General features: G+C 63.4%; 19 protein-coding genes. 5 read left to right on the top strand and 14 right to left on the bottom strand.

What is annotated here, in order from left to right:
• Positions 1 to 120 precede the first annotated feature (120 nt).
• From EV281_RS05850 to EV281_RS05870, 5 genes are all read right to left on the bottom strand, one after another.
• Complete coding sequence (locus tag EV281_RS05850; RefSeq protein WP_132651945.1) at positions 121 to 1,584, bottom strand: HlyD family type I secretion periplasmic adaptor subunit; 1,464 nt, start codon at positions 1,582 to 1,584, stop codon at positions 121 to 123.
• Positions 1,581 to 3,725 (bottom strand): peptidase domain-containing ABC transporter, encoded by a 2,145-nt coding sequence (locus EV281_RS05855; RefSeq protein ID WP_132651946.1) that lies wholly within the window; start codon positions 3,723 to 3,725, stop codon positions 1,581 to 1,583. The genes EV281_RS05850 and EV281_RS05855 overlap by 4 nt, the downstream gene beginning before the upstream one ends.
• Positions 3,726 to 3,845: 120 nt before the next feature.
• Positions 3,846 to 4,154 (bottom strand): hypothetical protein, encoded by a 309-nt coding sequence (locus EV281_RS05860; RefSeq protein WP_132651947.1) that lies wholly within the window; start codon positions 4,152 to 4,154, stop codon positions 3,846 to 3,848.
• Between the two features lie 73 nt (positions 4,155 to 4,227).
• Positions 4,228 to 5,460: a GTP-binding protein gene (locus EV281_RS05865; protein WP_132651948.1), complete on the bottom strand. Its 1,233-nt coding sequence runs from the start codon at positions 5,458 to 5,460 to the stop codon at positions 4,228 to 4,230.
• A gap of 126 nt (positions 5,461 to 5,586) precedes the next feature.
• Complete coding sequence (locus EV281_RS05870) at positions 5,587 to 10,887, bottom strand: DUF4082 domain-containing protein (RefSeq protein ID WP_132651949.1); 5,301 nt, start codon at positions 10,885 to 10,887, stop codon at positions 5,587 to 5,589.
• A 305-nt stretch (positions 10,888 to 11,192) separates the two neighbouring features.
• Between EV281_RS05870 and EV281_RS05875 the strand changes: the two genes are divergently transcribed.
• Positions 11,193 to 11,612 carry a DUF982 domain-containing protein gene (locus EV281_RS05875; RefSeq protein WP_132651950.1) on the top strand — a complete coding sequence of 140 codons (420 nt, stop codon included), beginning with the start codon at positions 11,193 to 11,195 and terminating at the stop codon, positions 11,610 to 11,612.
• 113 nt (positions 11,613 to 11,725) lie between these two features.
• A complete protein-coding gene (locus EV281_RS05880) occupies positions 11,726 to 11,917 on the top strand; it encodes a hypothetical protein (RefSeq protein WP_132651951.1) in 192 nt (63 codons plus the stop codon).
• Between the two features lie 16 nt (positions 11,918 to 11,933).
• Here the strand turns inward: EV281_RS05880 and EV281_RS05885 are convergent, their stop codons facing one another.
• The 8 genes from EV281_RS05885 to EV281_RS05920 form a co-directional block, all read right to left on the bottom strand.
• Positions 11,934 to 13,001 carry a dienelactone hydrolase gene (locus tag EV281_RS05885; RefSeq protein ID WP_132651952.1) on the bottom strand — a complete coding sequence of 356 codons (1,068 nt, stop codon included), beginning with the start codon at positions 12,999 to 13,001 and terminating at the stop codon, positions 11,934 to 11,936.
• A gap of 241 nt (positions 13,002 to 13,242) precedes the next feature.
• Positions 13,243 to 13,986, bottom strand: coding sequence for a glycerophosphodiester phosphodiesterase family protein (locus tag EV281_RS05890; RefSeq protein WP_132651953.1), 744 nt, complete (start codon positions 13,984 to 13,986; stop codon positions 13,243 to 13,245).
• 32 nt (positions 13,987 to 14,018) lie between these two features.
• The gene (locus EV281_RS05895) at positions 14,019 to 14,897 is read right to left on the bottom strand and encodes an ABC transporter permease (protein ID WP_132651954.1); all 879 of its coding nucleotides are present in this window, start codon (positions 14,895 to 14,897) and stop codon (positions 14,019 to 14,021) included.
• 111 nt (positions 14,898 to 15,008) lie between these two features.
• A complete protein-coding gene (locus tag EV281_RS05900; RefSeq protein WP_132651955.1) occupies positions 15,009 to 15,938 on the bottom strand; it encodes an ABC transporter permease in 930 nt (309 codons plus the stop codon).
• 11 nt (positions 15,939 to 15,949) lie between these two features.
• Positions 15,950 to 16,933, bottom strand: coding sequence for an ABC transporter ATP-binding protein (locus tag EV281_RS05905; RefSeq protein WP_132651956.1), 984 nt, complete (start codon positions 16,931 to 16,933; stop codon positions 15,950 to 15,952).
• Positions 16,930 to 17,946 carry an ABC transporter ATP-binding protein gene (locus EV281_RS05910; protein WP_132651957.1) on the bottom strand — a complete coding sequence of 339 codons (1,017 nt, stop codon included), beginning with the start codon at positions 17,944 to 17,946 and terminating at the stop codon, positions 16,930 to 16,932. The genes EV281_RS05905 and EV281_RS05910 overlap by 4 nt, the downstream gene beginning before the upstream one ends.
• Before the next feature lie 80 nt (positions 17,947 to 18,026).
• Complete coding sequence (locus EV281_RS05915) at positions 18,027 to 19,661, bottom strand: ABC transporter substrate-binding protein (RefSeq protein ID WP_132651958.1); 1,635 nt, start codon at positions 19,659 to 19,661, stop codon at positions 18,027 to 18,029.
• A 169-nt stretch (positions 19,662 to 19,830) separates the two neighbouring features.
• A complete protein-coding gene (locus EV281_RS05920; protein WP_132651959.1) occupies positions 19,831 to 20,550 on the bottom strand; it encodes an HAD-IA family hydrolase in 720 nt (239 codons plus the stop codon).
• Between the two features lie 85 nt (positions 20,551 to 20,635).
• On the opposite strand from EV281_RS05920, the gene EV281_RS05925 reads away from it, so the two are divergent.
• The 3 genes from EV281_RS05925 to EV281_RS05940 all read left to right on the top strand — a co-directional run bounded on the left by EV281_RS05925 (position 20,636) and on the right by EV281_RS05940 (position 25,065).
• Complete coding sequence (locus tag EV281_RS05925) at positions 20,636 to 21,571, top strand: sugar-binding transcriptional regulator (RefSeq protein WP_132651960.1); 936 nt, start codon at positions 20,636 to 20,638, stop codon at positions 21,569 to 21,571.
• Positions 21,572 to 21,760: 189 nt separating this feature from the next.
• A complete protein-coding gene (locus EV281_RS05930) occupies positions 21,761 to 23,467 on the top strand; it encodes an adenylate/guanylate cyclase domain-containing protein (RefSeq protein WP_132651961.1) in 1,707 nt (568 codons plus the stop codon).
• Positions 23,468 to 23,955: 488 nt separating this feature from the next.
• Positions 23,956 to 25,065 (top strand): sulfite oxidase, encoded by a 1,110-nt coding sequence (locus tag EV281_RS05940; RefSeq protein WP_132651962.1) that lies wholly within the window; start codon positions 23,956 to 23,958, stop codon positions 25,063 to 25,065.
• 282 nt (positions 25,066 to 25,347) lie between these two features.
• Here EV281_RS05940 and EV281_RS31055 read toward each other — a convergent pair whose 3' ends face one another.
• The gene (locus EV281_RS31055) at positions 25,348 to 25,509 is read right to left on the bottom strand and encodes a hypothetical protein (protein WP_165911843.1); all 162 of its coding nucleotides are present in this window, start codon (positions 25,507 to 25,509) and stop codon (positions 25,348 to 25,350) included.
• Positions 25,510 to 25,972: the final 463 nt, after the last annotated feature.

The raw sequence follows: 25,972 nt of genomic DNA on the forward strand, positions 1-25,972 counted from the left end.
GGGGACCTGCCCCCCAAACTCCCCCCAAAAAACAGGTCTGGGGGCGCTGCCGGTGACAGCGCGCCCCCATCCCTTGGCGTGTGCAGGTTGCCCCTCGCCTGCACGTCGCCGGCGGACCCCTCAGTTCGGCTCCCTGATCGCATCGTCCAGGCCGCGCAGGAGCGGATAGAGGAAATACGACATCACCGTCCGCTTGCCGACCTTGATTTCCGTCGACACGGTCATGCCCGGCAGCAGCCTCACCGGCACGTCCGAAGCGTTCAGCCTCGTGTCCGCGAGCAGGATGCGAGCCTTGAAGAAGGGCGCGGCCGGCTGGCTGGGCGTGGCGGTCTGTTCCTGCTGCTGACCGGACATGAACGTGTCTTGGCTGATGGTCCTCACCTCGCCGGAGGCGGTGCCATATTTCTGGAAGGGATAGGCATCGAGCTTAATGCGGGCTTCCTTGCCGACGGCGATGCGGCCGATGTCGCGGGTGTTGATCGACACTTCCGCTTCGAGCGGCACGTTGATCGGCACCAGCGTGACGATCGGTTCGGCTTCGCGCACGACGGAACCGATGGAGCGCTGGGCAAGATCCAGCACGACGGCGTCGGCGGGTGCCGTCAGCGACACCATGTTGCGGCGCAGCTCCATCTTCTTCAGCTCTTCATCCGCCATGTCGCGCTGTCCGCGCAGCTCCACCAGCTGTTCCATGGCGGCACGGCGGAAATCCTCGATGAAGGCCTGGCGGTCGGCGCGCAGCTTGGCATAGGCGTGTGCGGCCTCGTCGGCCTTGCCGCGCACGGCGGTCAGATCGGATTCGACGTCGAGGCGGGCGTCGCGCGAGCCGAGCATGGTGATCAGCGAGCCGCTCTGCTTGTCGTAGAGCCGCGTGCGCGCGCCCTCGATCTGCGAGAGCGTGTCGCGCCGGTCGACGAGCACGGCCTCCTGGTTCTTCGCGGCGGTTAGCGCCGCAGACTGGCCGGCGATCTGCTGGTCGAAATTCTGCAGCTGCGCCGTATAGAAGGCATGCCGCTGGGTAAAGAGCTGCACCTGCAGCATCTCGTCGGCCGTATTGCCGGCCAGGACAGTGTAGTCGTTGCCGGCAAGCTCCGCCTCGATGCGCTTCACCTGGGCATCAAGCGCCACGAATTTCGCGTGCTGCTGGTCGACATCGGCCTGGCTGAAGGTTGCGTCGAGCGTCGCCAGCGTCTGGCCGGCATGCACCACCTCGCCGGCCTTCACGTCGATCGTGCGGATGATCGAGGTTTCCAGCGGCTGGACGACGATGGTCGGCTGGGTGGTGACGAGCTTGCCGGGCGCGATCACCACCTCGTCTATATCGGAGACGGAGGCCCAGATGATGACGGAAGCAATCAGCGCCGTCACGCAATAGAGCGTCATGCGCGCAATGCGCGGCGGGGCGCGTTCTTCGAGCTCGACGGCATCGGACTGGAATTCCGCGATGACAGGCGGCAGCGGCAGGCGGGCGACGAGCTGCCCGCTCCTGCCCTGCGCCCCCCTGTCAGAAGCGCCCTTGCCCGAGGGACCATTGTCTGGGGCTGCGGGCAGGTTTTCGCTGGATTTTCTGACGTGCGCGTTCATGCGACCTGCCTCATCTGTTGTGCCCAGAGATGACGGTAGGTCATGCAGCGCGACACGAGCTGGTCGTGCCGGCCGATATCGGCGACCTTGCCGCGTTCGACGACGAGAATGGCATCGGCATCGACCAGCGTCGAAAGCCGGTGCGAGACGATGACGACGGTGCGCCCGGCGGCGATGCGGCTGAGATTCTCGCGGATGATCGCCTCGCTGTCGGGATCGAGCGCGCTCGTCGCCTCGTCGAAGATCAGAAGCTTCGGATCGGTGATCAGTGCGCGGGCGATTGCCAACCGCTGCTTCTGCCCGCCGGAAAGGTTGGCGGCGTTTTCTTCGAGCATCGTGTCGAAGCCGCGCGGCAGCCGCTCGATGAATTCCTCGGCACCGGCGATGCGGGCGACCTCCATGATCTCCTCGATGCTGGCATCGGGCTTGGCGGCGGCGATATTGTCGCGCACCGTGCCGCGGAACAGGAAATTATCCTGCAGCACGACACCGATGCTGGTGCGCAAATGCACGAGGTCGATCTCGCGGCTGTCATAGCCGTCCATGCGCACCAGCCCTTCCTGGCTCTGATAGAGCCCCTGGATGAGCCGGGTAATGGTCGTCTTGCCCGAGCCGCTCTTGCCGACAACGCCGAAGACCGAGCCTGCCGGAATGGCGAAGGAGACATTATCGAGCGCCGGCGGCCCGTCCGGAGCATACCGGAAGGTGACCCGGTCGAACTCGATGCGGCCATGCAGATGCGGCCGCACCCCTCGCCCGCGCCCGGCCTGTTCCGGCCGCTGGTTCATGATCTCGCCGAGCATGCGCACGGAAAGCGCCACTTCCTGATATTCGTGCACCATGGTGACGATCTGCACCAGCGGCCCCGAGACGCGGCCGGCAAGCATGTTGAAGGCCACCAGCGCGCCGATCGTCATCGAACCGCTGAAGACATCGAGCGCGCCGAGCCCGATGATCGCCACGCTCATCAGCTTCTCCAGAAGCCCGGTCAGCGACTGGGCGATGGTCGAGATCTTCTCGACCCGGAAACGCACCGAGATCGACTGGGCCGAATAATCGTCCCACACCTTGCGCTGGCGCGGCTCCAGCGCCAGCGATTTGACGGTGCGCATGCCGTGCACGGTTTCGACAAGCAGAGCCTGCCGGTCGCCTTCCGCCTGGTAGAGCGCCTGCAGGCGGCGCTGGAACGGCCCGACGAGCAGCATCACCACAAGCCCGACGAGAGCGGCGAAACCGAGCACCACCAGCGTCAGCTTGACGCTGTAGAGAAGCAGGATCGGCACGAAGACGAAGAGCGATACGCCATCGAGAAGCGTCAGGAACAGCCGACCGGTCAGGAACTCGCGGATGCGCCCCGTCTGCTGCATATGCTTGACGAGAACGCCCGCCGACGCCTGCTCGAAAAGCGCGATCGGCAGGTTGAGCAGATGGCCGAAGGTGCGCGTCGCCACACGGATGTCGATCCTGTTGGTGGCGTAGAGCAGCAGATAGCGGCGCAGGAAGCTGAAGGTCGCGTCGAAGACGAGCGCCACGGCGATGCCAACAGTCAGAACCGTCAGCGTCGCATAACTCTGATGCACCAGCACCTTGTCGATGACGAGCTGGAAGAACATCGGCGTCGTCAGCCCGAGCCCATAGAGCACGAAGGCTGCGAGCGCGACATCGCGGAAGAAGCTGCGCTGCCGGATGATTTCGGGAATGAACCAGCGGAAGCCGAAGGGCCGATCCTCGTCCGACATGCGGAAGTTCCGCTTCAGCAACACCACCGATCCGAGCCAGGCCTTGCAGAACTGCTCCTCGTTGAGCAGCATGATCTCCGGGCGCTCGGCGAGCGGATCGAGGATGCGGATCCGCTCCTCCTCCCCGCTTCCCTGGGCGCCGGCAATCACCACCCAGTTGCCGTTGTCGAGCTCGGCAAGGGCCGGAAACGCCTGACCGAGCGCCATCAGCTCGCGCCAGGTGATCTTCAGATGCGTGGCCCTGAGATTGGCATCCTTGGCCATGCGCAGCAATTGCCGCACGGCCACCGGATCGTTGCCGACGGCATAATCGTGCTGCAATCGCTCAGGCGAAAGATCGACGCCGTGATGACGCGCGACGAGTGCGAGACAGTGCAGATTGGTATGCAGAAAACCACTCATGGCCCACCCGAAACAATACGAGACCGAGGCTTGGATTCAAAAGCACCGGAGCGTCGCTCCTCGTGCGTCCGAATGGACGCACGACGCTCCCATGGGCGCCGCGCGCGCCCACGGCTGCTGTCAGTTGAAGTTCGGCGAAGCGTTCGAAGCGCCGGCCTGCGTCGCCTGAATATCGGAAGCGGCAGCAGCCGACATATCGCCGATGCGGCGGACCGCACCCGCCTCGACCAGCCCGCCGAGCGCCTTCTGCATGAGATCGACCGCATTGGCGAAGGCATCCACCGGCATGATGACGCGCTGGCGGAAAACCGGCTTCGGATTGTTGTTGGCGTCGCGGTCGGTCGCCGAAAGCGACATCAGGTCGATGCGCACGATCGTTCCCGTGATGGTGATTTCACCGATGCCATCTGCATAAAGTTCGCTGCTCATTGTTCTCTCCTCTGGTTGATAAGCAAAACACGTTCACCCTTGAGCCGACGCGTCGGGCTAGCCGAAAACCGCTTCATGCTTTTCGGACCGATACGTGCATATCGTGCCGCCACGCCGGAAACGGGTCGCGAAGGCCGACGGCGGTCTGCGGATCGAAGCCTGTTTCCTCCCCGGTCAGGCAATCGTCGAGCGCGGCGCTGATCGCCTGCCGATCGAAGCCGGAGCCGATGAAGACCAGCTCCTGGCGGCGGTCGCCCCAGACATCGTCCCAATGCCGGTCGATGAGCTGGCGGAACTGCGGAAAGCGCGGCCATTGCACCTTCGGCACCGAGGCCCACCAGTATCCCCTGGTCTCGATGCGGCATTGGGTGCCGGCGATCGACAGCAGGCCGATCTCGTCCGGCCTCGTCGCCAGCCAGAAATGGCCCTTGGCGCGGATGAGGCCCGCCCATTTCCGGTCGAGGAATTCCTTCAGCCTCGAGGGCTCGAAGGGCCGGCGGCTGCGATAGACGAAGCTCGAAATGCCGTATTCCTCGGTCTCCGGCACATGGTCGCCCCAGCCGTAAAGCTCCTTGTGCCAGAACGGATGGCGGGCGGCCTTCGCCTCGCTGAAGAGGCCGGTATCCATGATCGCATCCAGCGGCACCTGGCCGAAGACCGCCTCGATGACACGGGCATCCGGATTGAGCGCCGCAACGACCCGGCGAACCTCGGCAAGGTCGGCGCAGGACACATCGCCTGCCTTGTTGACGATGACGACATCGGCAAATTCGATCTGCTCGACCAGCAGTTCCACGAGCTTGCGCTCGTCGTCCCCGTCCCGTCTTTCACCGCGATCGGCAAGGAATTCGGCGCTCTGGTAATCGGCGAGAAGATTGACCGCGTCGACGACGCAGACCATCGTGTCGAGCCGCGCGACATCGCAAAGGGCCGCCCCGCTCTCGTCACGGAAGGAGAATGTGGCTGCGATGGGCAGCGGTTCGGCGATGCCGGTGCCCTCGATCAGGAGATAGTCGAAACGGCCGGCGGCAGAGAGCCGCCGGACTTCGCTCAGGAGATCGTCGCGCAGCGTGCAACAGATGCATCCATTGGTGAGTTCTACCAGCGTCTCGTCCGTGCGCGAGAGGTCTGCACCCCCCTCGCGCACGAGATCCGCATCGATGTTGACCTCGCTCATATCGTTGACGATGACTGCAACCCGACGCCCCTCTCGATTACTCAGTACATGATTGAGCACAGTCGTCTTGCCGGCGCCGAGAAACCCGGCGAGAACCGTTACCGGCAATCTGTTGTCTGCACGCGCCATCGATACTCTCACTCATTACTCGATGCTTGGCCTTACATCCTCGCGGCCTCTGGAGCGCCGCACGGCGCTCCATTGTTTTCGTGCAATTCCGGACGCAAAACCGCGACGCGCTTTTGCTGGAATGCTCTAGGCCGCGAGCTGCGGTTTGAACGCTACATCCACATAGTAGTTGGTGTTGTTGTAACTGGCGGTCGGGAACAGCCCGGCCGACCCATAGGCATAGACGCCGTTATTGCCGGCAGGCGCCTTGAGATCGCCATTGGTCACATCGCTGGCGAAGTAGTTGCCGGTTGCCGAATAGTTGCCGTTCGTAGAATAGGAGACGACGTAGGTCGTATCCGCCTGGATCGCCACTTGCTGGGAAAGTGACGCAGTCTGCCAGCCGCTGGCCGTTTCATTGCTGAATGTGACGCTGCCGAGAAGCGTGCCCGAAGCGGTCCAGAGATAACCGTTGTGCGGACCCGTATTGTCGGCACCCTTGTAGAAGCGGATGCCGGTGATCCAGCCTGCCGTATCGGCCTGGAATTTCATGCCGAGATTGATCGGCTGGTTGTCGTTGGTGGCGACGATATCCGGCGTCGCATTGGCGGCAAAGAGGTTCTGCTCGGCCGCCGGATCGTTGACGGTGAGCGAGACCTGGGCCGATGCCGTGCCGCCCTGGCCGTCGGCGATGGAATAGCTGAAGCTCGCCGGCCCGGAATATCCGGCGTTCGGCGTAAAGGTGATGGTCTGCGCCTGGCTGTTGAACGTCACCGTTCCGTTGACCCCGCCGCTGGCGCCGGTGATCGTGAGCGGATCGCCATCGGCATCCGTGTCGTTGGCAAGGAGCGCCGAGGCATGGATGGTGATCGGCACGCCCTTATTCGTCGAGAAGCCGCCGTCATTGGCCGCGACCGGAGCGACGTTCTGCTTGACCTGATAGACCACGTCGACCCAGTAGTTGGTGGCATTGTAGGAGGCGGTCGGGAAGAGGCTGCTAGAACCATAGGCATAGAGGCCGTTGCCGCCGCTCGAAGCGCTCGACGGCGCCGTCAGCGAACCGTTCGTATGATCCGTGCTGAAATAGTTGGCCGTTGCCGAATAGAAGCCGTTGGAATGGTAGCTCGCCACATAGGTGACGCCGGCCGAAACGGTGATCGGCTGGGCGAAAGTCACCGTCTGCCAGCCGCTTCCCGTTTCGGCGGTGAAGGTCGCCTGCGCCAGCAGCTGTCCGCTCGCGGTCCAGAGCGAGCCGACATGCGTGCCGGTATCCTGCGCGCTCTTGTAATAGCGCAGGCCGGTGATCTCGCCGCGGGCGGACGCGATGAACTTGACGCCGAGCTCGACGGACGAATTGTCGGCGGAGGCAGACGCCGGCGCATCGGAGGCCGCAAACAGGCCGGAACCGCCGGGCTGCGCCCCGACATTGAGGCTGACGGTGGCCGACGCCGTGCCGCCATGTCCGTCCGAGATCGAATAGGAGAAGCTTGCCGCGCCCGTATAGCCGGTCGTCGGCGTGAAGGTGACGGTATTGGTCTGGCTGTTGAACGTCACCGTTCCGTGCACCGCCCCGTTGACGCCGGTGATGCTGAGCGGGTCGCCATCGGCATCGGTATCGTTTGCCAGCAGGCTGGCTGCGGCGATCGACAGCGCCGTGTTGGTATAGGTCGTAAAGCCATTGTCATTGGCCGCGACCGGCACCGCGTTGCCCGTCGACTGGTTGTAGACGACATCGACCCAGTAATTCGTCGACTGGTAGGTCGATGTCGGGAAGGCCGTGCCGCCCACCGCGTAGACGCCGTTGCTGCCGGCAAGTGCGGTCAGCGAGCCGTTGGTATGGGCTGAGGTGAAGTAGTTTGCCGTCGCCACATAGCTGCCAGTCGTGTGGTAGGAGGCGACATAGGTCGTGCCCGCCGTGATCTGCAGCGGGCTCGCGAAGGTCGCGGTCTGCCAGCCGGAGAGCGACTCGTTGGTGAAGGTGACGGTAGCCACCAGCGTGCCATCGGCCCTCCACAGAGAGCCGGTATGCACGCCGGTATCGCCGGCAGCCTTGTAGAAGCGGATGCCCGAGATCGTGCCGTTTGCGGAGGCGACGAACTTCATGCCGAGTTCCATCGGCGTATTGTCGTTGAAGCCGCCCCCCGTCGGCCCCTCGCCTGATGTAAACACCGTCTCGCCGGTCGGTCCCTGCTGGACGGTGAGGCTGACATTGCCCTGCGCCGTGCCGCCGCGTCCGTCCGACAGGGTATAGGTGAAGCTTGCCGGGCCGGTATAGCTGGCGCTCGGCGTGAAGATGACCGTTCCGTTCTGCTTGTCGAGAACGACCGTGCCGTGCAGCGCATTGCCGACACCGGTGATGGTGAGCGCATCGCCATCGGCATCCGCATCGTTTGCCAGCAGCGCGGCGATGGAGACGACGAGCGTCCCGTCGTGGGAAATCACGAAGCCGCTGTCGGCGGTCGCGACCGGCTGGCTGTTCGGGCCGGCATCGAAGACCACGTCCACCCAGTAATTGGTGCCGCCGGGGCTCTGGCCGGGGAATGTGCCTGGCGTGGTGCCGTAGGCGAAGACGCCGCCGCCATCGACGGCCTTCAGCTGGCCGCTGGCATAGGGCTCGGTGAAATAGTTCTGGCTGAGCGAATAGTAGCCGTTGCTGTGATAGGAAGCGACATAGGTCGTGCCGGCCTGAATCTGGATCGGGCTGGAGAACATCACGGTCTGCCAGCCCGACAGCGATTCCCCTGTCGATACCCCGGTCGCCAGCAGCGTCCCGGTGCTGGTCCAGAGGCTGACGACATGTTCGCCGATATTATAGAAGCCCTTGTAGAAGCGGATGCCCTCCACCAGGCCTGCCTTCGTCGCCTGGAAGCGCAGGCCGAGCTCGACGGAATCGCGATCGACGGCCGTTTCGACCGCAGGCTTTTCCGCCAGCGTCCAGAGTCCCTGCGTGTCGGGCAGCGTGACGGTAACCTGCTTGCCGGCCGACGGCGCCTCCATATTGACGCTATCGTCGACGGCGCGCGACAGGATCGTATAGGTGCCGCTTGCCTGGACGACCCAGTTATAGCTCCAGTTCTCGCGGCCCGTCGCCTTGAACCAGTGCTGGCCGCCATCGGTGGAGACCTCGACGCCGGCAATGATGCCGCCCCCGAAATCCTGCGCCGTGCCCGTGATCGTCACATGCTGCCCTTCGAGGAAGCTTGCGCCGACGATGGGCGAGGTAATCGAGGAGGTTGGCTTCAGCGTGTCGGTCGATTGGGTGGCGAGGATCAGGCTCGCATCGAGCGTCGTCGGCTGGATGCCCATGTCCGCGAACATGTTGACCATCGCCTGCTGCACGTTGCGATCGGTCGGCGTTGCCGGCCCCTGATGCTGATCGTTCAGCCCCCAGGACCAGAAGACGGTGCCGGCGCCGAAGACGAGCGCGCCGCTTGCCGCCCGGTACATGGTGAGGCTGTGGGTCGCCACCGCATCGCCGACCGTCGAGCCGTAATCGCGCAGATAGGTATTAACCGCGACCGAGGAGAGAGACAGGTTGATCAGTCCAGCCGGACGGAATCCGTTCTCGACATCGGAATCCCATTCGTAGCCGAGCAGGTTCTGCACCAGATTGTAGGTCTCGCCCGGCTGAAGCTCTGCCACATCGGTGTTGCGCCAGAAGCGCAGGTTCGAATAGTCGTAGGGGATGGAGATCGTATCCTGGCGGTAGCTGTCCACCTGGAACATCGTGCCCGTCAGCGAATTTTCCGGCTCCTGCCCCGGATCGGCATAACGCGGATCGCGCCAGGTGCCAGTGCCCACATTGCTCGGGTCCGTGCTCGTGCCGTAGGTCTCCTTGTAGCAGACCATGGTGCGGTAGGCCTGGCCGCTGCCGTCGATGCTGCTTTCCCAGCGGACTTTCCAGTAAACCTCGTTACCGCTCCAGAAGGCGAGGTTCACGCCGGCATCGCGCGCGGCTTCCACATTGGTGCGCTGCTCGGCCGACCAGTATTCGTCATGGCCGACGGACAGGAAGGCCTGATGGTTGAGCAAGAGGTTGCCGCTGCGCGTCGCATCGACGCCGGAAATATAGGAAACGTCGTAGCCGTTCTGCTCCAGCCATTGGATGGCCGAATGCTCGACGCCGAAGACGAAATCGTGCGAGCCGCCGACCGGGCTCGTATTGGTGATGATCGGGCGGTTGTAGCTGATCGCCGAGGCCCGGCCGATGGCCTGCAGGCCGCAGCTGCAGTTCGGCGGCAGGTAGCCGATCATGTTTGCGGGATCGACCGGGACATCGCCGTAATAGAGGCTGGCGCCGCCCCAGGCATTATAGGCCTGCCAGGTCGTGTCCGAGGTCTGGAAGACGATATCGCTGTGCGAGGAGTCGTCGCGCACGACGAAGGGGATGATGCTGGCGTCCTCGGTGCCGTCCTCGCGCACCAGCTTGGCGAAATAGACGCCCGAGACGGCATCGTCGGGGATCTGCCAGCTTGCCGAGACCGACCAGTTGCCGCAGTCGATGAGGCCGAGCGACATGTCGACGATCGGATGCGGCTGGATCTGCGCCGTGGTCAGCTGCTGCTCGATCGAGTCGACCTTGCGCGCGCCTGCCCCGCCGTAATAGCCCATGCGGTAGATGTCGATGCGGTAATGGGTGGAATCCGTGGCGATCTTGAAATCGACCGTCCCGCCGATATTCGTGCTGATTTCGGTGGCAAAGCCCTGAATGGTGCCGTTGCCGTCGCCCTCGAGGCCCCACTCGCTGATCGGGTTGCCCGTCTTCATGTTCTCGAGCGCGATCTTGTTGAGCGTGGGCGCAGCCGCAGGCGTCGTCGTCGTATTGAGCGTCGCCGTGGCCACCGGTGTCGCGACGGACGTGCTGAGGTTCGGCTCCAGCGAGATGGACGCGATCGAGGTCTGAAGGGCGAGCGGTGTCGTGCCGGTGGAAAGGCTGAGCGGCGCCACGGTCTGGGTGCCGGTACCGGTATTCGTACCGCTGCTCGTATCGGTCCCGGTACTTGTCAGCGTGGGCGCGGCAGGCAGCGTCGCGGCCTCCTGGGCCGGATCGGGGCCGAGCACGGTGCGCTGCAATGTCGTGGCAGGCGCCTGCAGCAGCGATGTGGCCGACGCAGTCTGCAGAACGCCATCGGTCGCCGGCGCCGGTGTCGCCGTCGAGGGTGCGGAGGACGATTGCCCGCTTCCCGACAGCCCGGCGCCCGGTGACAGCAGGGAAATGGGCGACGTGACCGTATCGATTGAGGAGGATAACGGTAGCGCGCCGCCCTGGCTGGCAAAACTCTGCGAACCGCCGCCAATGCCCGTCGAGGAGACGAAAGCGGCGGTTCCTATCACTGCGCTCCAGGTGGCTGGAGCCGGACTTACGCTCAGAATTCCGCCAACGGTACTGAGATACGAGTCATTCGTGACCTGAATTCTACGCTTCAAGGACGCCCTCCCCTTCCGCAACTCCGGCTCTTTTCGGCCGTTATTACAAGACCTTCATTCTTGCACCTTTCGCGAGAAAACGGACGACAGCAATCTGGGGTATGGGGGTGGTACCCCCTACGCCCATATGATGAAGCGCTCCGCATACGGCCTTTCCTCGGCGCGGTCGCCGCCGCAATAAAGGGTGGTGAAACCCGTGCCGTATGGCCCCCTCATCCGCCTGCCGGCAGACCGCCCGAACAAGAATCCATCGCCGTCAGTGGAACTTCGGGCCGAATGTCCGGTTTGATTCCGTAAGATCACAACTCAGCATGAGGAGGCGGCAGATGATCTCTCAACATCATTCATCGCCGGTACCTGGTTCGGATGATGCGCGTTGCGCCGACACGCCCGAGGCCGACCGTGATCGCGAGGAAGCACGGGCCTGCGCCCAGCGAGGCTTTGAGGCTCTTCGCAATGGAAAAGGCCAGGATCGGGCGATACGAGAACGAAGGATACAGTCCCCCGCCGACGCTATAACGTGGTCGGTTCCGGTCGCCGTTCGAATTGGCAGCGCTCCGTCCGAATTCGTCCACGGCCCGCTCGAAGCAATTCGCTACCTCGAAGGCCGGTGGCCGGCGGTATCAGGCCCATGTCTGGACGTTGCGAGACGACGATGCGTGGAGGCCATGAACCAGATGGAGCACGCAGAGGCCGCCAGGGACGCATTCATTGCGGCGGCGTCCGAGGCGGACGTGTTGGCGTGATGCGATGAACCGCGCCGACGCCGAGGGTTATCCGATGCCCTAAGGCCTGAAACCTATTTGCCATTGTCCCGGCGAGACGGTCATGGCGCCTCGTTAAAAGGAAAGGCACTCACATGGCAAGCAAAGACAACACATCCGACAACACGGTCGGCACCGACCCGCACTCCAAGCCCGCGCGGATCCGTCAATCGAGCGAACAGGAAGCGATCCGACCCGACATCAATGACAAGGATCTCCTTATGCCGGTGGGCAAGCCCGGCGTCAGGGTGAAGGAGCGGGAAGACAAAGGACCTGCTTCAAAGTAACCGCTCCTGCGATCCCTCAGCGACCTGGCGATGTTTTAAGCCTTTGATCGAAGGCCTTGATGACCATATCGATCAATTCTCGATGGATTTCGAGGCGCGAGCGCCCATCGCTGTCTGAGCAAATGGGCTCGTCGATATCTGCGGATTTGGCCATCTCGGCCGCATCGGGTTTGCACATTCCGAAGATGCTATAGTGGCTTGCATTCCCTACTACGGAATACATGCCCTTCGGAATTGCCTTTGCAATTCCCGAGGCGAGTACGGTCAGGGGGATCGCTCCGGGCTTGCCAAGGTTTACGATCTCGACGGGGATCGAAACCTTGGAAAATGGTTCTGTCTGAAAGACATCGACCGGCGCTGGGTCGATTGCCATCGCAAACTCGATCCGCTTGTCCCGATTGTCGCGATCGGCGAGTTTCATATCCATGGCATGAAGATCGACGCCACTTTGCTTTACCCATCCGCAAAGCGAAGGATTCCGAGCGCCGTCGTCACAGTAACCCGCCAGACGGATTGGATCGATACGACCGCCAGCCAAAGCCAGGGCTGTATTGCCGCCCATCGAAAGCCCAAGCACACCTGTCCTTCCCGGCTCGATGTGATCCCCGAAAAGCGGCTGCTTTTCCAGCGCGTCCAATGTTGCACTGATATCGGCAGGCCTTAGCCAGAGCTTCATCGTTTCGGCTGCCGACCTGTGGGCCCCTCCGTTTCCGACATGAACAGGCGCTGCCACGATGAACCCCTGCCTTGCCAATGGCGTTGCAATCCAGCTCATGGCTTCAGGAGTTCCCCCCAAACCAGCGCCATGAGAGAGCAAGATCACGGGATATCTTGCGTGCGCGACAGGCGCGTCGAGCATGGCGTCCGTTCCGACAAAAAATCGACTTTCGCCGAGCGTGACAGGCTTGCCGCCGGCATCTGCCGGATACCAAACGATCACAGGGACATCTGTGCCTCGCTCTTTGGAAGGCGCCGTGGTCTGCCGCACGCCGACAAAATCACTCGCAGCGGCTGAATGCTGCGCCATCGCTGCGGGAAGGATGCCGGCACAGACCATTGCAGCGATTTTGATCAACGCTTTCATCGAATCTCCTCGTATCGGTGGGTTATGCCCCAGCTTGTCGCGGATCGAGGAGCGACACGCCCTGAATCACGATTTCGAACGTCCAGGATCACGATTGAGGTCGGCCGATGGCTGGGCAGACAGCACGGCGGCGGCGACCCGACGACAAGGCATCGTCATTCAGAGCGGGTGGCGGTAGCTGCGCGATGATGCATGCCTCGCCCTCCTCCCGCCCTGCGGGAGAAGGCAATCTCGCATCCGCTCAGGCAGCGAGGCCGGCGCGCAGGTTTAGGGCGAGGTCCGGACTGTCGGAGGTCAGGCTGCCGATGCCGCGCGCGAGCCAATGGCGGATGCCGGCCTCGTCGTTGAGCGTCCACACACAGAGCCGCTCCATCGGCAGCCGGCTGCGGATCATGTCCCATTCCGCCTCCATCAGCTCGTGATGGATGGCGACGATCTCCACCAGCCCGTCCACGCGGTCGATGAAGGCGGCAAGCCCGCCCTGTTTCTCGGCCCAGGCGGCATTGACGGAGACGAGGCGTGAAACCTCGGGCGCATGGCGGCGGCAATCCTCCAGAACCGACGTGTCGAAGGACGTCAGATAGGAACGCTCGCCGACACCGAAGCGGGCAAGCTCGGCTGCGACGCGCGCGGCGATCTCGGGATAAGGCGTGCCGGTCTCGTCGATCTTGATCTCGACATGCAGGTCGATGTCCCTGTTTGCGGCAAGCACCCCGAGCACTTCGGCAAGCGTCGGGATCGCCTCATCAGTGCCTTTCAGCAGGGTCGCCTTGCGGGCCTCGACCGAAAGATCCTGCACGGGGCCTGAGCCTTCGGCGGTGCGCTCCAGTGTGGCATCGTGGATGACGACGAGTTCGCCCGCGCGCGTCAGGTGTACGTCGAACTCGATGGCGTCGACACCGAGCATGATGGCGTTGCGGAAGCCGGTGAGCGAGTTTTCGGGCCAGAGGTTGCGGGCGCCGCGATGGCCGGTGATATCAGTCATGGAATATCCTTCACTATATCGATTTCAAGGCATTAGCGGATGGTCGGGTCGAGCTTGTCGCGCAGCCAGTCGCCGACGAGCGAGATCGACAGCGTCGTCAGCATGATGACGACGGATGGAGCCAGCATGATCCAGGGCGCGCGCGTCAGATATTCGCGCCCGAAGCCCACCATGTTGCCGAGGCTGGTTTCCGGCGGCTGCACCCCGAGGCCGAGGAAGGAGAGACCGCTTTCCATCAGGATGATCTCGGGGAAAGTCAGCGTCATGGAGACGATCAGCGTCGAGGCGACATTCGGCAGGATATGATGCAGGTAGACGCGCGCAGGCGTGGCGCCAAGCTGCACCACTGCCGCCGCATAACCCTGCGCGCCGGCGGAAATCGCAAGGCCGCGGGCGATGCGCGCATAGCGCTCCCAGCCGTAGAAACCCATGAGGCAGACGAGCAGCAGCATGGAGGAGCCGAAGAAGGCGAGCACCGCCAGCGACATGATGAGGAAAGGCAGCGCCGCCTGGAAATCGGCGAGCATCAGCACGAGATGTTCCACGAAGCCGCGGAACCGCGCCGCCAGGAACCCGAGCAGCGTGCCGAAGACGGCCGAGAGGATCGTCGCGCCAAAGGCGATGACGAGCGACACGCGGATCGACTGGATGAGGCGCGAAAGCACGTCGCGGCCGAGTTCGTCCGTGCCGAGCAGATGCTTGAACCCGCCCGGCGCCGAAAGCCGGCTGCTGAGATCCATGGCCGTGATGTTGAACGGACGGATATAATCAGCAAAGACGGCGGTCAGGACCATTGCCGCAAGCCACAGCAGGCCGAACGCCACCGACAGCGGCAGGTTGCGGCGCAGGAGGGAGACGAGGCGGTTGGGCTTTGCGGAAGCCGGCGTGGCGGCGAGATCGACAGTTGCCATCGGTTTTCTCCTAGAGCAATTCCAGCAAAAGTGTGCAGCGGCTTTGCGTCCGGAATTGCGTAAAAACAAAGAGGTAGAGCATTTCGCCATTCGAAGAAAAACGGAAATGCTCTAATGTCCGGCCGCGTGCGAGCGAAGGCGCGGATCGAGCCAGCCGTAGAGCAGATCGACGACGAGGTTCGAGACGACCATGGCGACGGCGATGATCAGCAGGATGCACTGGACGACGGCAAGGTCGCGATTGGTGACCGAGACCACCAGCAGGCGACCGATGCCCGGCCAGGAAAAGATCGATTCCACCACGACCGCACCGGCAATCAGCGAGCCGACCATGAAGCCGACGATCGTGACGATCGGCACCGCCGCATTGGGCAATGCATGGTTCCAGACCACGTCGCGCCAGGTCAGCCCCTTGGCCGAGGCGGTGCGAATATAGGGCTGGCCCATCACCTCGATCATGGCGCTGCGCGAAAAGCGGGCGAGGATGCCGATGCCGCCGATGCTGAGCGTCAGCGTCGGCAGGATGCCGTGCACCCAGGTATCCTGCCCGCCGGACGGCAGCCAGCCGAGGATGACCGAGAAGATCAGCACGAGCACCAGGCCCATGACGAAGGATGGAATGGTGAAGCCGAGAACGGCGAGCAGGATGACGCCGCGGTCCGAAAAGCTCTGCCGGTGCAGCGCCGCATAGACGCCTGAGGGAATGCCGAAGACGAGCTTGAGGATAAGCGCCGGCACCGTCAGCTGCAGCGTCGCCGGCACGCGTTCCAGCACCAGATCGAGCGCCGAAGCCTTGTCGCGCATCGAGACGCCGAAATCGCCCGTGAAGATCGACCTGATATAGGCGAGATATTGAATCCAGAGCGGCTGGTCGAGGCCCCATGCCTTGCGGAAGGCATCGACCGCCTCCTTCGGCACGTCAGGCCCGAGCATGACGGTCGCGGGATCACCCGACATGCGCAGTACGACGAAGGCGAAAGTGACGACCGCCATGATGGTGAGGATTGCACGGAACAGGCGCACGAGAACGAAACGGATCATGGAACCCTCCCCTATGCCGCGACCGGCCTGGTTTCGCCCGCCACGACATGGCAGGCGGCGGTACGGCCCTCGCCGATGCCGACAAGTTCCGGCACGACGGAACGGCAGATCTCGCGCGCCAGCGGACAGCGGGGGTGGAAGGCGCAGCCGGAGGGGCGGTTCGCCGGGTTCGGCGGCTCGCCCTGCAGGATCACGCGGCCTTCGAGCCGTTTGCCGGGGATGGGCACGCTGGACACCAACGCCTTCGTGTAGGGGTGCTGCGGCGCCCGGAAGATGGCGTCGGAGGAAGCCTCCTCGACGATGCGGCCGAGATACATGACCGCGACACGGTCGGCGATATTGCGCACCACCTTCAGGTCGTGGCTGATGAACACCATGGCGATGCCGTTTTTCTCCTGCAGGTCGCGCATCATGTTGACCACCTGCGCCTGGATGGAGACATCGAGCGCTGAAACCGGCTCGTCGCAGACGATGAGCTTCGGCCGCGAGGCGAGCGCCCGGGCGATCACCACACGCTGGCGCTGGCCGCCTGAAAGCTCGTGCGGATAACGGTCGGCCTGGTCGGCGCGCAGGCCGACGGCCCGCATCAGTTCCGTCACCCGGTCAGCCTGATGCGCTCTTGGGATGAGCTTGTGGATATCGAGCGGCTCGGCGATCTGCTTCGCTATCGTCACGCGGCGGTCGAGTGCGGCGAGCGGGTCCTGGAAGACGAGCTGCATTTTTGCGCGCAGCGCGCGCCATTCCCCCGTGCTGCGCGCCGGCATCGGATGTCCCTGGAAGCGCACGCTGCCTTCCTGCGCATCGTCGATGCCGAGCAGCATGCGCCCGAGCGTCGATTTGCCGGAGCCGGATTCGCCGACGATGCCGAGCGTTTCGCCCGGCGCGACCTGGAGCGAGACGCCGTCGACGGCGCGCACCGGCGTCGGCCGGCCGAAGAGGCCGCGGCGGATCTGATAGATGCGGACGAGATCCCGGGCTTCGATGAGCGGCGTCATTGCAGCAGGCCCTCAGTGATACGGGAGGTCAGTGTCTCGGCGGCAGCTGCGACCGGCACCGGCCTTATGCAGGCGAGCTTGCGGCCGCCCTCGAGCGAAACGAGCGGCGGGCGCTCGCTCCCGCAGGCCTCCACGGCGCGCGAACAGCGCGGCGAGAAGGAACAGCCCGCCGGCAGATCTTTCGGATTGGGAACGGTGCCGGGAATGGGGATCAGCCGTTCGCGGCCGCCATCAAGGCGGGGAATGGCGTCGAACAGGCCGCGGGTATAGGGGTGGCGCGGCTCGGAGAACAGCTGTTCGACACTGCCCTCTTCGACGATGCGCCCGGCATACATGACGCAGACGCGCTCGCAGACCTGGCTGACGGCGCCGAGATCGTGGCTGATGAAAACGGTCGCCATGCCGGTTTCGGCGCGAAGGCGGATCAGGAGATCGAGGATCTGCGCCTGGATCGTCGCATCGAGCGCGGTGGTCGGCTCGTCGGCGATCAGAAGGTCGGGCTCGCCGGCGAGCGCCATGGCGATCATCAGGCGCTGGCACTGGCCGCCGGAAAACTCGTGCGGGTAGAGATCGAAGCGGCGGCGCGCATCGGGAATGCCGACCATGTCGATCAGCCTGAGCGCCTCGGCCTTTGCCGCGTCGCCCCTGAGCCCGCGATGGACCGACAGCGCCTCGGAAATCTGCCGGCCGATGCGCAGTACCGGATTGAGCGAGCTGGACGGATCCTGGAAGATCATGGCGATGCGGCTGCCGCGCACGCTTTCGAGCACGGTGCGCGATCCGCCGACGAGCTCGCTGCCTTCCAGCTTCACCGAGCCGGAAACACTGGCCTTGCCCGGCAGCAGACCGAGGGCCGCAAGCCACGTGACCGACTTGCCGCAGCCGGATTCGCCGACGAGGCCGAGCGCCTCGCCTTTGGCGACGTCGAGATCGATGCCGTGGAGAACCTGCACGCCGTCGAAGGCGACCGTCAGGTCACGCAGTTCCACGAGATTGGAGCCGGTCGCGCCCATTTTTCATCCCCGCTCTTCGTTGCATCAAAAACAGGATCTCCGGCAGCCCTTCAGCCGCCGGAGACCGAGTGACGAGCCGATCAGATCGACCAGTTGGCGGCGCGGAAGTCCATGGCGAAGGCCGGAGCGGCCTTCCACTTCAGCGACGACTTCATGCCGGTGAAGACGGCATTCTGGTGCAGGACCTGATAGACCGGGTCTTCGCGCTCGGCGATGTCAAGCATGCGGGCGATGGCCTTCTTGCGCAGCGCCCGGTCGGTCGAGGTTTCCATGACGACGGCGAGCTTGTTCATCTCCTCGTTCGTCCAGTCCTTCTTCTGCTGCACTTCGCCATTCGGGCCGAACTGCACGACCATCGGCGTGATCGGGTCGTTGATCGTGTTGGAGGCCGACCAGTCGCGCACGCCCTTGACACCGGCCGGGTCGTGGATCTGCGCCCAGTTTTCCTTCATCTCGATCTCGACATTGAGGCCGACCTGCTTCCACATCTCGACCATGATCTGGCCGTTGGCCGTCTGGTTTGTGTAGTAGTTGTTGAGCAGGCGGTAAGGGATCGCATCGCCCTTGTAATTGGCCTGCTTCAAGAGGTCCTTGGCGAGATTGGGATCGTAAGCCGGAGGCGCCCAGCCTTCGATGAACATGTCGGAGCCGCGGAAGGATTCGAACTGCAGGCCGGCCGGGATGACCGTCTTGCCGCCCCACAGCGCATCGACGATCGCCTGACGGTCGATGGCATGGGTCATGGCGCGGCGAACCAGCGGATTGGCGAGGATCTGGTTCTGGGTGTTGAAGACGGAGATGCGGTGGTTCCAGATCGTCGAGTTCTGGACTTCATAGCCCGGAGCGGCCTGGACGGCGGCAATCTGATCCGGCGGCAGGTCGCAGGCGAAGTCGTATTCGCCGGACAAGAGGCCGTTGACGCGCGAGGCGACCTCGGGAACTTCCACGAAGCGGATCTGCTCGAGCGGCGGGCGGCCGCCCCAATATTCGTCGAAGGCGAGGAGCGTCAGCGAAACGTCGGGCTTGTATTCGCCGACCATGTAGGGGCCGGTCGTGATCGGCTTGCGCGACCATTCGGTAAAGCTTGCGGCCTCATCCCAGGCGCGGCGGTTGGTGATCTGGCTGCCGCCGGAATAGAGGCGGCCTTCCAGCGTCACGTCAGGCGTCGTGTTGTGCAGACGCACGGTATACTTGTCGACGATCTCGATGCCGGCAAGCGCCGGCCACAGGCGACGGCCGACGCCGGGCACGGTCGCCGGCAGTTCCTTGGCGGTCGCAGGCTTGTGATCGGATTCGAAAATCGTCTTGCCGCCGGCAGGTTCGGTATTCCCGAACACACGCTCCCTGGAGAAGGAGAAGGCGACATCCTCGGCGGTCATTTCGTCGCCGTTGTGGAACTTGACGCCCTGGCGCAGCTTCAGTTCGAGCGTCTTGTCGTCGATGCGCTTCCATTCGGTGGCAAGACCCGGAACCGGACCCTGGTTGCCCATCCAGTCGCGCAGGATGAGACCTTCCCAGAGGTTCGGATAGAAGATGCGCTCGCCGACATTGGACTGCTCGTGATAGACGTCAAGCGAATTGTTGTTGGTAATCTTCTGCACCGCGATGGTGATGGAAGGACGTTTGGCCTGGCTGAAGGCCATGCGCGGCAGAATGAGCGTACCGGCGGTGGCGCCGAGAAGGCCGAGCGCGCCGCGTCGATTGATCGAAAGCATCGGAAACTCCTTGTGTCTTGACCGGCGGGCCCCCCGGCTCGCGGCCTTGGTTCTTAGGATCAGCTCCATGTCGCCCGAACGACGGCTTCATGAAGTTTCGGTTACATCTGCCCTTCGCGGGTGCCGCGAAGAGCCAGTCCAGCGCGCGAAAACCTCGGCCCGCGCGAGATCAGCCAGTGGTCTCCACCGCCGGTTTTCTTTCGGAAGACGCCCGCTCCTTTTCAGGGGGCAAAAGCCCCTTGAGCGCGATCGCCAGTTCCCCTGCTCCCTCGACCGTCTGCAGAGCGCCGGCCGCCTTCAGCGCCTCATGCCGTCCGCTGCGCGGATCGGCCGGATCGACGAAGCCGATCGCCGCCATGCCGGCTGCAACCGCACCCGCGATTCCGAGTGCGCTGTCATCGATCACGAGGCAGCGGCGCGGTTCGACGCCGAGATTTTCGGCGCAGAGCAGGAAGAGATCCGGAGCGGGCTTCGGTCTCGCCACCATCTCGGCGCTGTAGATATGCGGGGAGAACTCCGTCCAGAGGTCGAATAGGCCTAGGCTGCGGCGCAGCCGCTCCATGTCGCTGTTGGATGCGACGCATTTGCGCTGCTTGAGATCCCGCACCAGCTTTTCCATGCCGGCCATCGGCTGCAGCGAGCGGGAGAATTCCTCGTAGAGCGCGCTTTTGGCATCGGCAAAGACGCGGTCGGGATCGGCAAGGCCGAGTTCTTCCCTGCAGAGGCGCCGGCCCTCCTCCCCCGAAAGACCGGTGAAGCGGCGGTGGACCTCGGCATGGCTCAGGGGAATACCGGCGCGTTGCAGGGCCTGCGCCAGCGTGCCGCTGGCCACCGGCTCGCTGTCGATCAATACGCCATCGCAATCGAAGATCAGAAGTTCTATCGTCATGCTCAGCGCATTACGTTACATTTGTTACACCTATGTGATGTTTGTAACGCCACTGCATTTTGTGGCGCATTCAGGACAGGAATTTATGGAATCCCACGAGCTGAAAATCCGGGCGGCATGGCTCTACCACGTGGAGGGACTGACGCAGGCGCAGATCGCTGAGCGCATGAACCTCACCCGCCGCAGGGTGAACGAATATCTCGCCGCCGCCCTGGAGGAAGGCATCGTCAGGGTGAGCTTCGCCTCCCCGCTTGCCGCCGGGGTGGAGCTCGAATCGCGCCTGCAGGAGCGTTTCGGACTGGAGGCGGCGATCGTCGTTCCGACCCCTGCCGATCCGCAGCTTCTGCACCAGGCGCTCGGCCGTGGTGCCGCCGCCTATCTCGACCGGCTGATTGCGGCCCGCAGGCCCCGCTCGATCGGCGTCGGCTGGGGCGCGACGCTGAGGGAAACCGTCACCCATATGACACCTGCAAGCGAGCCTGACATCGAGGTGCGTTCGATGATGGGTGGGCTGACGCGCGGTTCGGAGATCAACACGTTCGAGATCGTGCGCGCCTTCGCGCAGGTCCTGAAGGCGCAATGCCATTATTTCGCAGCACCGATCTATGCCGAGAGCCCGCAATCGCGCGAGGCGATCATCTCGCAATCGGTTTTCGAGCGGATCTTCCGGCAGACCTGCGAGGTGGATATTTCCTTTCTCAGCGTCGGCGACGTGACACGCCAATCCCTCCAGGTGCGCTACGGCCTGCCGCCCGGAACCGATGTCAGCGACCTCATCGCCGTCGGCGCCGTCGGCGATCTGCTCGGCCGCTATATCGACGCCGAGGGCCGCCTCGTCGCCCATCCGCTGAACGCCCAGGTGCTCGCCCCCGAACTTTCCGACTACCGCAAGATCCCCTGCCGCATCGTCGCCTCCGGCGGCGCCCACAAACACGCCATCCTCAGCGCCACGTTGCGGTCGGGACTGGCGACCGCGCTGGTGACGGACGAAGAGAGCGCGAGGGCGCTGCTGGCGGGCTGATGGGGTGGGATGTGCCCGCCGTAGGATGATGGCGGCGGGCCGCGCATCGCCCGCTTTGCGCCAATCAGAGACATTCGCCAAGCCCCCGGCCGTGGCCAATATGGGAATCGGATGCGGCCTCTTACCACTTGTTGACTCACCCGCGGTTGAACAATAACTTGCTAATTTGGTCGTTGGGCTTGTCCTCACATGACGGATCAATCTCTTCAGCGTCGCCTTGCCGCCATCGTCGTTGCCGATGTGGTGGGATATTCGCGCCTGATGGAGGCTGATGAAGTCGCAACGCTTGATAACCTCAGGGAACTGCGTGCTGACATTATCGAGCCGGCCGTGGCGCGCCACAAAGGTCGCATCTTCAAGGTCATGGGCGACGGATTCCTGATCGAATTCGGCAGCGCGGTGGAAGCGGTGGCCGCAGCGTTGGAAATGCAACGGGCCACCGCAGCTGTCGAGGCTTCCGAAGACCGGCGCCTGCTTTTGCGTATAGGCGTCAACCTGGGAGATGTCATCGACGACGGCTCGGACGTCCTCGGCGACGGGGTCAATGTCGCGGCGCGCCTCGAAAGACAGGCCGCCCCGGGAGGCATCTGCATCTCAGCCAGCGTTCACGGCGAGATCGTCGGCAAGATCGACGACCGGTTCTTCGATGCAGGCGAACGCTACCTGAAGAACCTGACTCGCCCGGTCCACCTGTGGCATTGGCCGGATGCGCTGGAGAGCACATTGCCGCTGCCCGAATGTCCCTCGATCGCTGTATTGCCGTTCACGAATATGAGCGGGGATGAGACGGACGCGCCTTTCGTCGACGGCTTGACCGACGACCTGATCACCGATCTTTCCCGTACGGCCGGCCTGTTCGTCATCGCGCGCAATTCCGTATACGGCTACAAGGGCAAGGCGGTCGACGTAAAGCTGGTCGCCCAGGAACTCGGCGTCCGCTACGTCCTCGAGGGAAGCGCCAGACGCGCAATGGGCCGTGTCCGCATCAATGCCCAATTGGTCGACACGCTTGGCGGCCGGCACTTGTGGGCCGAGCGGTTCGACAGGACGGTGGAAGATGTTTTCGAGTTGCAGGATGAAGTCAACGCCAAGATCGTCGAGGCCCTCGTCGGCCGGCTGACCATCCCGGTTCAGCGCAATCGGCCGAAGAACTTTGAGGCATACGATCTGTGTGTACGCGCCCGCCTCCTGACGGAAGAGTCGCCGCAGACCGAGCGTGAGGCCTATATGCTGCTCCAGCGCGCGGTTCAGCTCGAGCCATCCTATGCCGAGGCGCTCGGCCTGCTCGCCTATAACCGCTGGCTGGCCTGGACGCATTTCGGCGAGCCCGAAGATCCGAACCGTCAGATGGCGGTGACATCGGCGCAGAAGGCAGTCGAGCTCGACCCCAACGATGCCGGCTGCCGTTACGTGCTGGGGACCATTCTGGCCTATGAGCGGCGATGGGAGGAATCTGAGGCCGCCTTCTCCACAGCCCTGGAGCTGGACCCCAACCACGCCGACACCTGGGCCGCCATGTCGGACGTGTCCGTGCTGGCCGGCAGGATTGCCGACGGACTGGCGCAGATCGAAAAAGCTCTGCGGCTCAATCCCTATCCAGCCTGCTGGTATCTTTGTCATCTCGGGCAGGCGCAATACGCTGCGCGTGACTATGAGGCGGCGAAAGCGACACTCCGCAGGGAAGACACCTATCGCACCAACTCCCGCAAATTCCTGGCTGCGACGCTTGCGCAGTTGGGCCACCATGACGAAGCGCGGCGAGAAGCGGAACTGTTCCTGATCGCCCACCCTCATTTCACGATCGGCCACTGGGTCAGCTCCCAGCCGCTGCGCGATGCATCCGTACGCGACCACTTTGTCGACGGCTTCCGAAAGGCCGGCCTGCCGGAGATGTGACAGGGGAACAATCGCGCCTGTGAGGACGGCGACCAAATCACCATCGATGCCCGTCGGCAACTTCTGCAGCTCGACGTCCCGATGAGGAGATTGCGAGACGCGAAGCCTCTGGAGCCAGCCGAAACCGCGCTACAGGCACGGCGTCCTCGCCAAGTTCGCTGCCTTGGTCCAACTCGCGAACGAAGGAGCGGTGCGGCATTCCCTCTTTTCGGTTCGCCGGCATTCCGATAATCTGGCAGCCTAATCTGATTGGCTTTGTTCTCAGTGAGTTGCATGTGGTGGCGCCATCATGGCCCGTGACGAGATCGCGAGGGCCGATGCTAAGGATCCGAAGCGCGAAGGACGGAAGTATCCGCCAGCACTGACTCCACGTGAGAAATTCAATCTAATCAAGAAGTCGTTCGGGCAGAGCGATGGCTTCGGTTAATTGCTGACCTGACCCCAAATCCCCCAGATCTAGGTAGAGCCCGAAAGGGAAGACGAGGAAGATGCCGACACCACAGCAACCCGGTCTGATAGTTCGACAGAAATCCCCACAAAACATCGAGTTTCCGTTTGCTTCGCTCTCCGATTGGCTGATCCCAACCGAACTGTTCTTCGTGCGAAACCATTTCCCGTCGCCCAACCTCGATGCGCGAGACTGGAAATTGCGCGTTGGCGGGGCGGTGGAGCGGCCGATCGAACTTGACCTCGACAGCATCAAGGCGATGCGGAGCACGACTTTGACCGCCGTCGTCGAGTGCGCAGGCAACGGGCGCGTCTACTATGAGCCGCCGCGGGAGGGGTTGCAGTGGCAAAACGGAGCCGTCGGCAATGCTGCGTGGACAGGTGTTCTCCTGCGCGAGATTTTGGAAATGGCGGGCGTCAAGCCAACCGCATGCGAGGTTCTGCTCACAGGCGCCGACAGCGGCGTCGTCGACTCGAACAAGAAAACGGCTTCTCCCGGCCCCATCGCGTTTGCGCGCAGTTTGCCGCTTGAGAAGGCCATTGCCGACAGCACGATCCTTGCCTATTCGATGAATGACGAGCCGTTGACGCGCGATCACGGCTATCCGCTGCGCGCGGTCGTGGGTGGCTGGTTCGGCATGGCCTGGGTCAAGTGGATCACGCATATCACGGTTGTGGAGCAACCGTTCCTTGGCTACTGGCAGGCGCGCGACTATTTCCGTTGGGAGCGCAGCCTCGGGGAACCCACGCTCGTCCCCCTTGCGCAGATGGAGGTCAAATCGCAGATCGCGCGTCCAGTACAGGGAGCGCAACTCGTCGTCGGCCAACCGTACCGGATTTTCGGAGCCGCCTGGAGCGGAGAGGCTGCTATCCGGCAGGTGCAGGTCTGTACTGGAGATGGCAGGGGCTGGCGCGAGGGAAGGCTCCTCGAAACAGAACGTCCCTTTGCATGGCGCTTGTGGGAGTACATGTGGACCCCTGAAGAAGTGGGGCAATATACACTGCGATGCCGCGCAACCGATGCGGCGGGCTGCGTGCAGCCCGACCACCAGCGTTCCGACTGCGAGAGCTACGTGGCCAACTGGATCGTTCCGGTGGAGGTTACGGTCGTTCCCGAGCCACAGACGTACGAGGAGGAATTCGTGATCTGATCCCCGCATGGGGCGGAATGGCGACTTGGCGCAACTGCCTGAGGGCGAAGCTCGGGCCGAGCTCGATGGACAGCTCGGCCGCCAGAATCGCCTGGCCGGCCCTGCCCATATAGGCCGACACGATCGCCAGCGCATAATGCGCATAGGGATTGCGAGCGTCGAGATATATGGACTGATATCCACGCCGAGGGTCGCAAGGCAGTCCATGCGGATAAGCAGCAATCCGCATGATGGAAGAGATGCGTCCGGTCGTAATCCCGATACTAAGGCCATTCGTCGCAGTTACCGGCCGCTCTCGTTGACACCCGACGCCCTAGGCGTTGTCTCCACCTCGCCAGGCGTAAAGAAGGTCAGATACGCGACGGCAAGAATGACCCCGATGACGAATATCGTCAGCACGTACCGGATCATGCCATTGCTGGCTTTTTGCTCTGTATCGTTCATGCGCTTGCAACACGGTTTGAACCTGTTTGTTCCAGACGCCTTCGGCCTGGATATCGCTTCTTGCCGCCGCCGTCTCCAGCCCCCCCGGTGCCATAGCCGCCATCATCCTGCTTACCATTCAAGTTGTCTGCGCCAAAGAACAGATCTTTACTAGGCGAGCGGATGTGGAGTTCAGTTTTGGATGGGTTTGACGTATCGGCCTTCGCAAACGCCAAAGCGTCATCGTCAGCGCACAGCACCGCCGCGACAGAACGGGCTTTTCGATAAAGTGCCAGAAGTGCGCCGCGGTGCAGAGGACGTCAACGGGATGACGCCGGGAACGGTGCCGATGCACGGGCCGACGCTCCAGGCTTATGGAGGCAAACATGTGTAGGGCGACAATCTGGATGAGATCAGCGCGACAATCTGGATGAGATTCTGGTGTCGCGATCGTCGGCGACGGTATCATCGTGATTGTCGCTGG

Origin of the sequence: Rhizobium sp. BK418, assembly GCF_004341105.1 — a bacterium.
In the GTDB taxonomy this organism is placed as follows: Bacteria; Pseudomonadota; Alphaproteobacteria; order Rhizobiales; family Rhizobiaceae; genus Rhizobium.

Coding starts and splice junctions, on each gene's coding strand:
- EV281_RS05910 (WP_132651957.1), bottom strand. CDS start 17,946: ATGGGCGCGACCGGCTCCAATCTCGTGGAACTGCGTGACCTGACGGTC.
- EV281_RS05895 (WP_132651954.1), bottom strand. CDS start 14,897: ATGGCAACTGTCGATCTCGCCGCCACGCCGGCTTCCGCAAAGCCCAAC.
- EV281_RS05850 (WP_132651945.1), bottom strand. CDS start 1,584: ATGAACGCGCACGTCAGAAAATCCAGCGAAAACCTGCCCGCAGCCCCA.
- EV281_RS05930 (WP_132651961.1), top strand. CDS start 21,761: ATGACGGATCAATCTCTTCAGCGTCGCCTTGCCGCCATCGTCGTTGCC.
- EV281_RS05925 (WP_132651960.1), top strand. CDS start 20,636: ATGGAATCCCACGAGCTGAAAATCCGGGCGGCATGGCTCTACCACGTG.
- EV281_RS05885 (WP_132651952.1), bottom strand. CDS start 13,001: ATGAAAGCGTTGATCAAAATCGCTGCAATGGTCTGTGCCGGCATCCTT.
- EV281_RS05920 (WP_132651959.1), bottom strand. CDS start 20,550: ATGACGATAGAACTTCTGATCTTCGATTGCGATGGCGTATTGATCGAC.
- EV281_RS05900 (WP_132651955.1), bottom strand. CDS start 15,938: ATGATCCGTTTCGTTCTCGTGCGCCTGTTCCGTGCAATCCTCACCATC.
- EV281_RS05940 (WP_132651962.1), top strand. CDS start 23,956: ATGCCGACACCACAGCAACCCGGTCTGATAGTTCGACAGAAATCCCCA.
- EV281_RS05905 (WP_132651956.1), bottom strand. CDS start 16,933: ATGACGCCGCTCATCGAAGCCCGGGATCTCGTCCGCATCTATCAGATC.
- EV281_RS05875 (WP_132651950.1), top strand. CDS start 11,193: ATGATCTCTCAACATCATTCATCGCCGGTACCTGGTTCGGATGATGCG.
- EV281_RS05915 (WP_132651958.1), bottom strand. CDS start 19,661: ATGCTTTCGATCAATCGACGCGGCGCGCTCGGCCTTCTCGGCGCCACC.
- EV281_RS05860 (WP_132651947.1), bottom strand. CDS start 4,154: ATGAGCAGCGAACTTTATGCAGATGGCATCGGTGAAATCACCATCACG.
- EV281_RS31055 (WP_165911843.1), bottom strand. CDS start 25,509: ATGAACGATACAGAGCAAAAAGCCAGCAATGGCATGATCCGGTACGTG.
- EV281_RS05865 (WP_132651948.1), bottom strand. CDS start 5,460: ATGGCGCGTGCAGACAACAGATTGCCGGTAACGGTTCTCGCCGGGTTT.
- EV281_RS05855 (WP_132651946.1), bottom strand. CDS start 3,725: ATGAGTGGTTTTCTGCATACCAATCTGCACTGTCTCGCACTCGTCGCG.
- EV281_RS05880 (WP_132651951.1), top strand. CDS start 11,726: ATGGCAAGCAAAGACAACACATCCGACAACACGGTCGGCACCGACCCG.
- EV281_RS05890 (WP_132651953.1), bottom strand. CDS start 13,986: ATGACTGATATCACCGGCCATCGCGGCGCCCGCAACCTCTGGCCCGAA.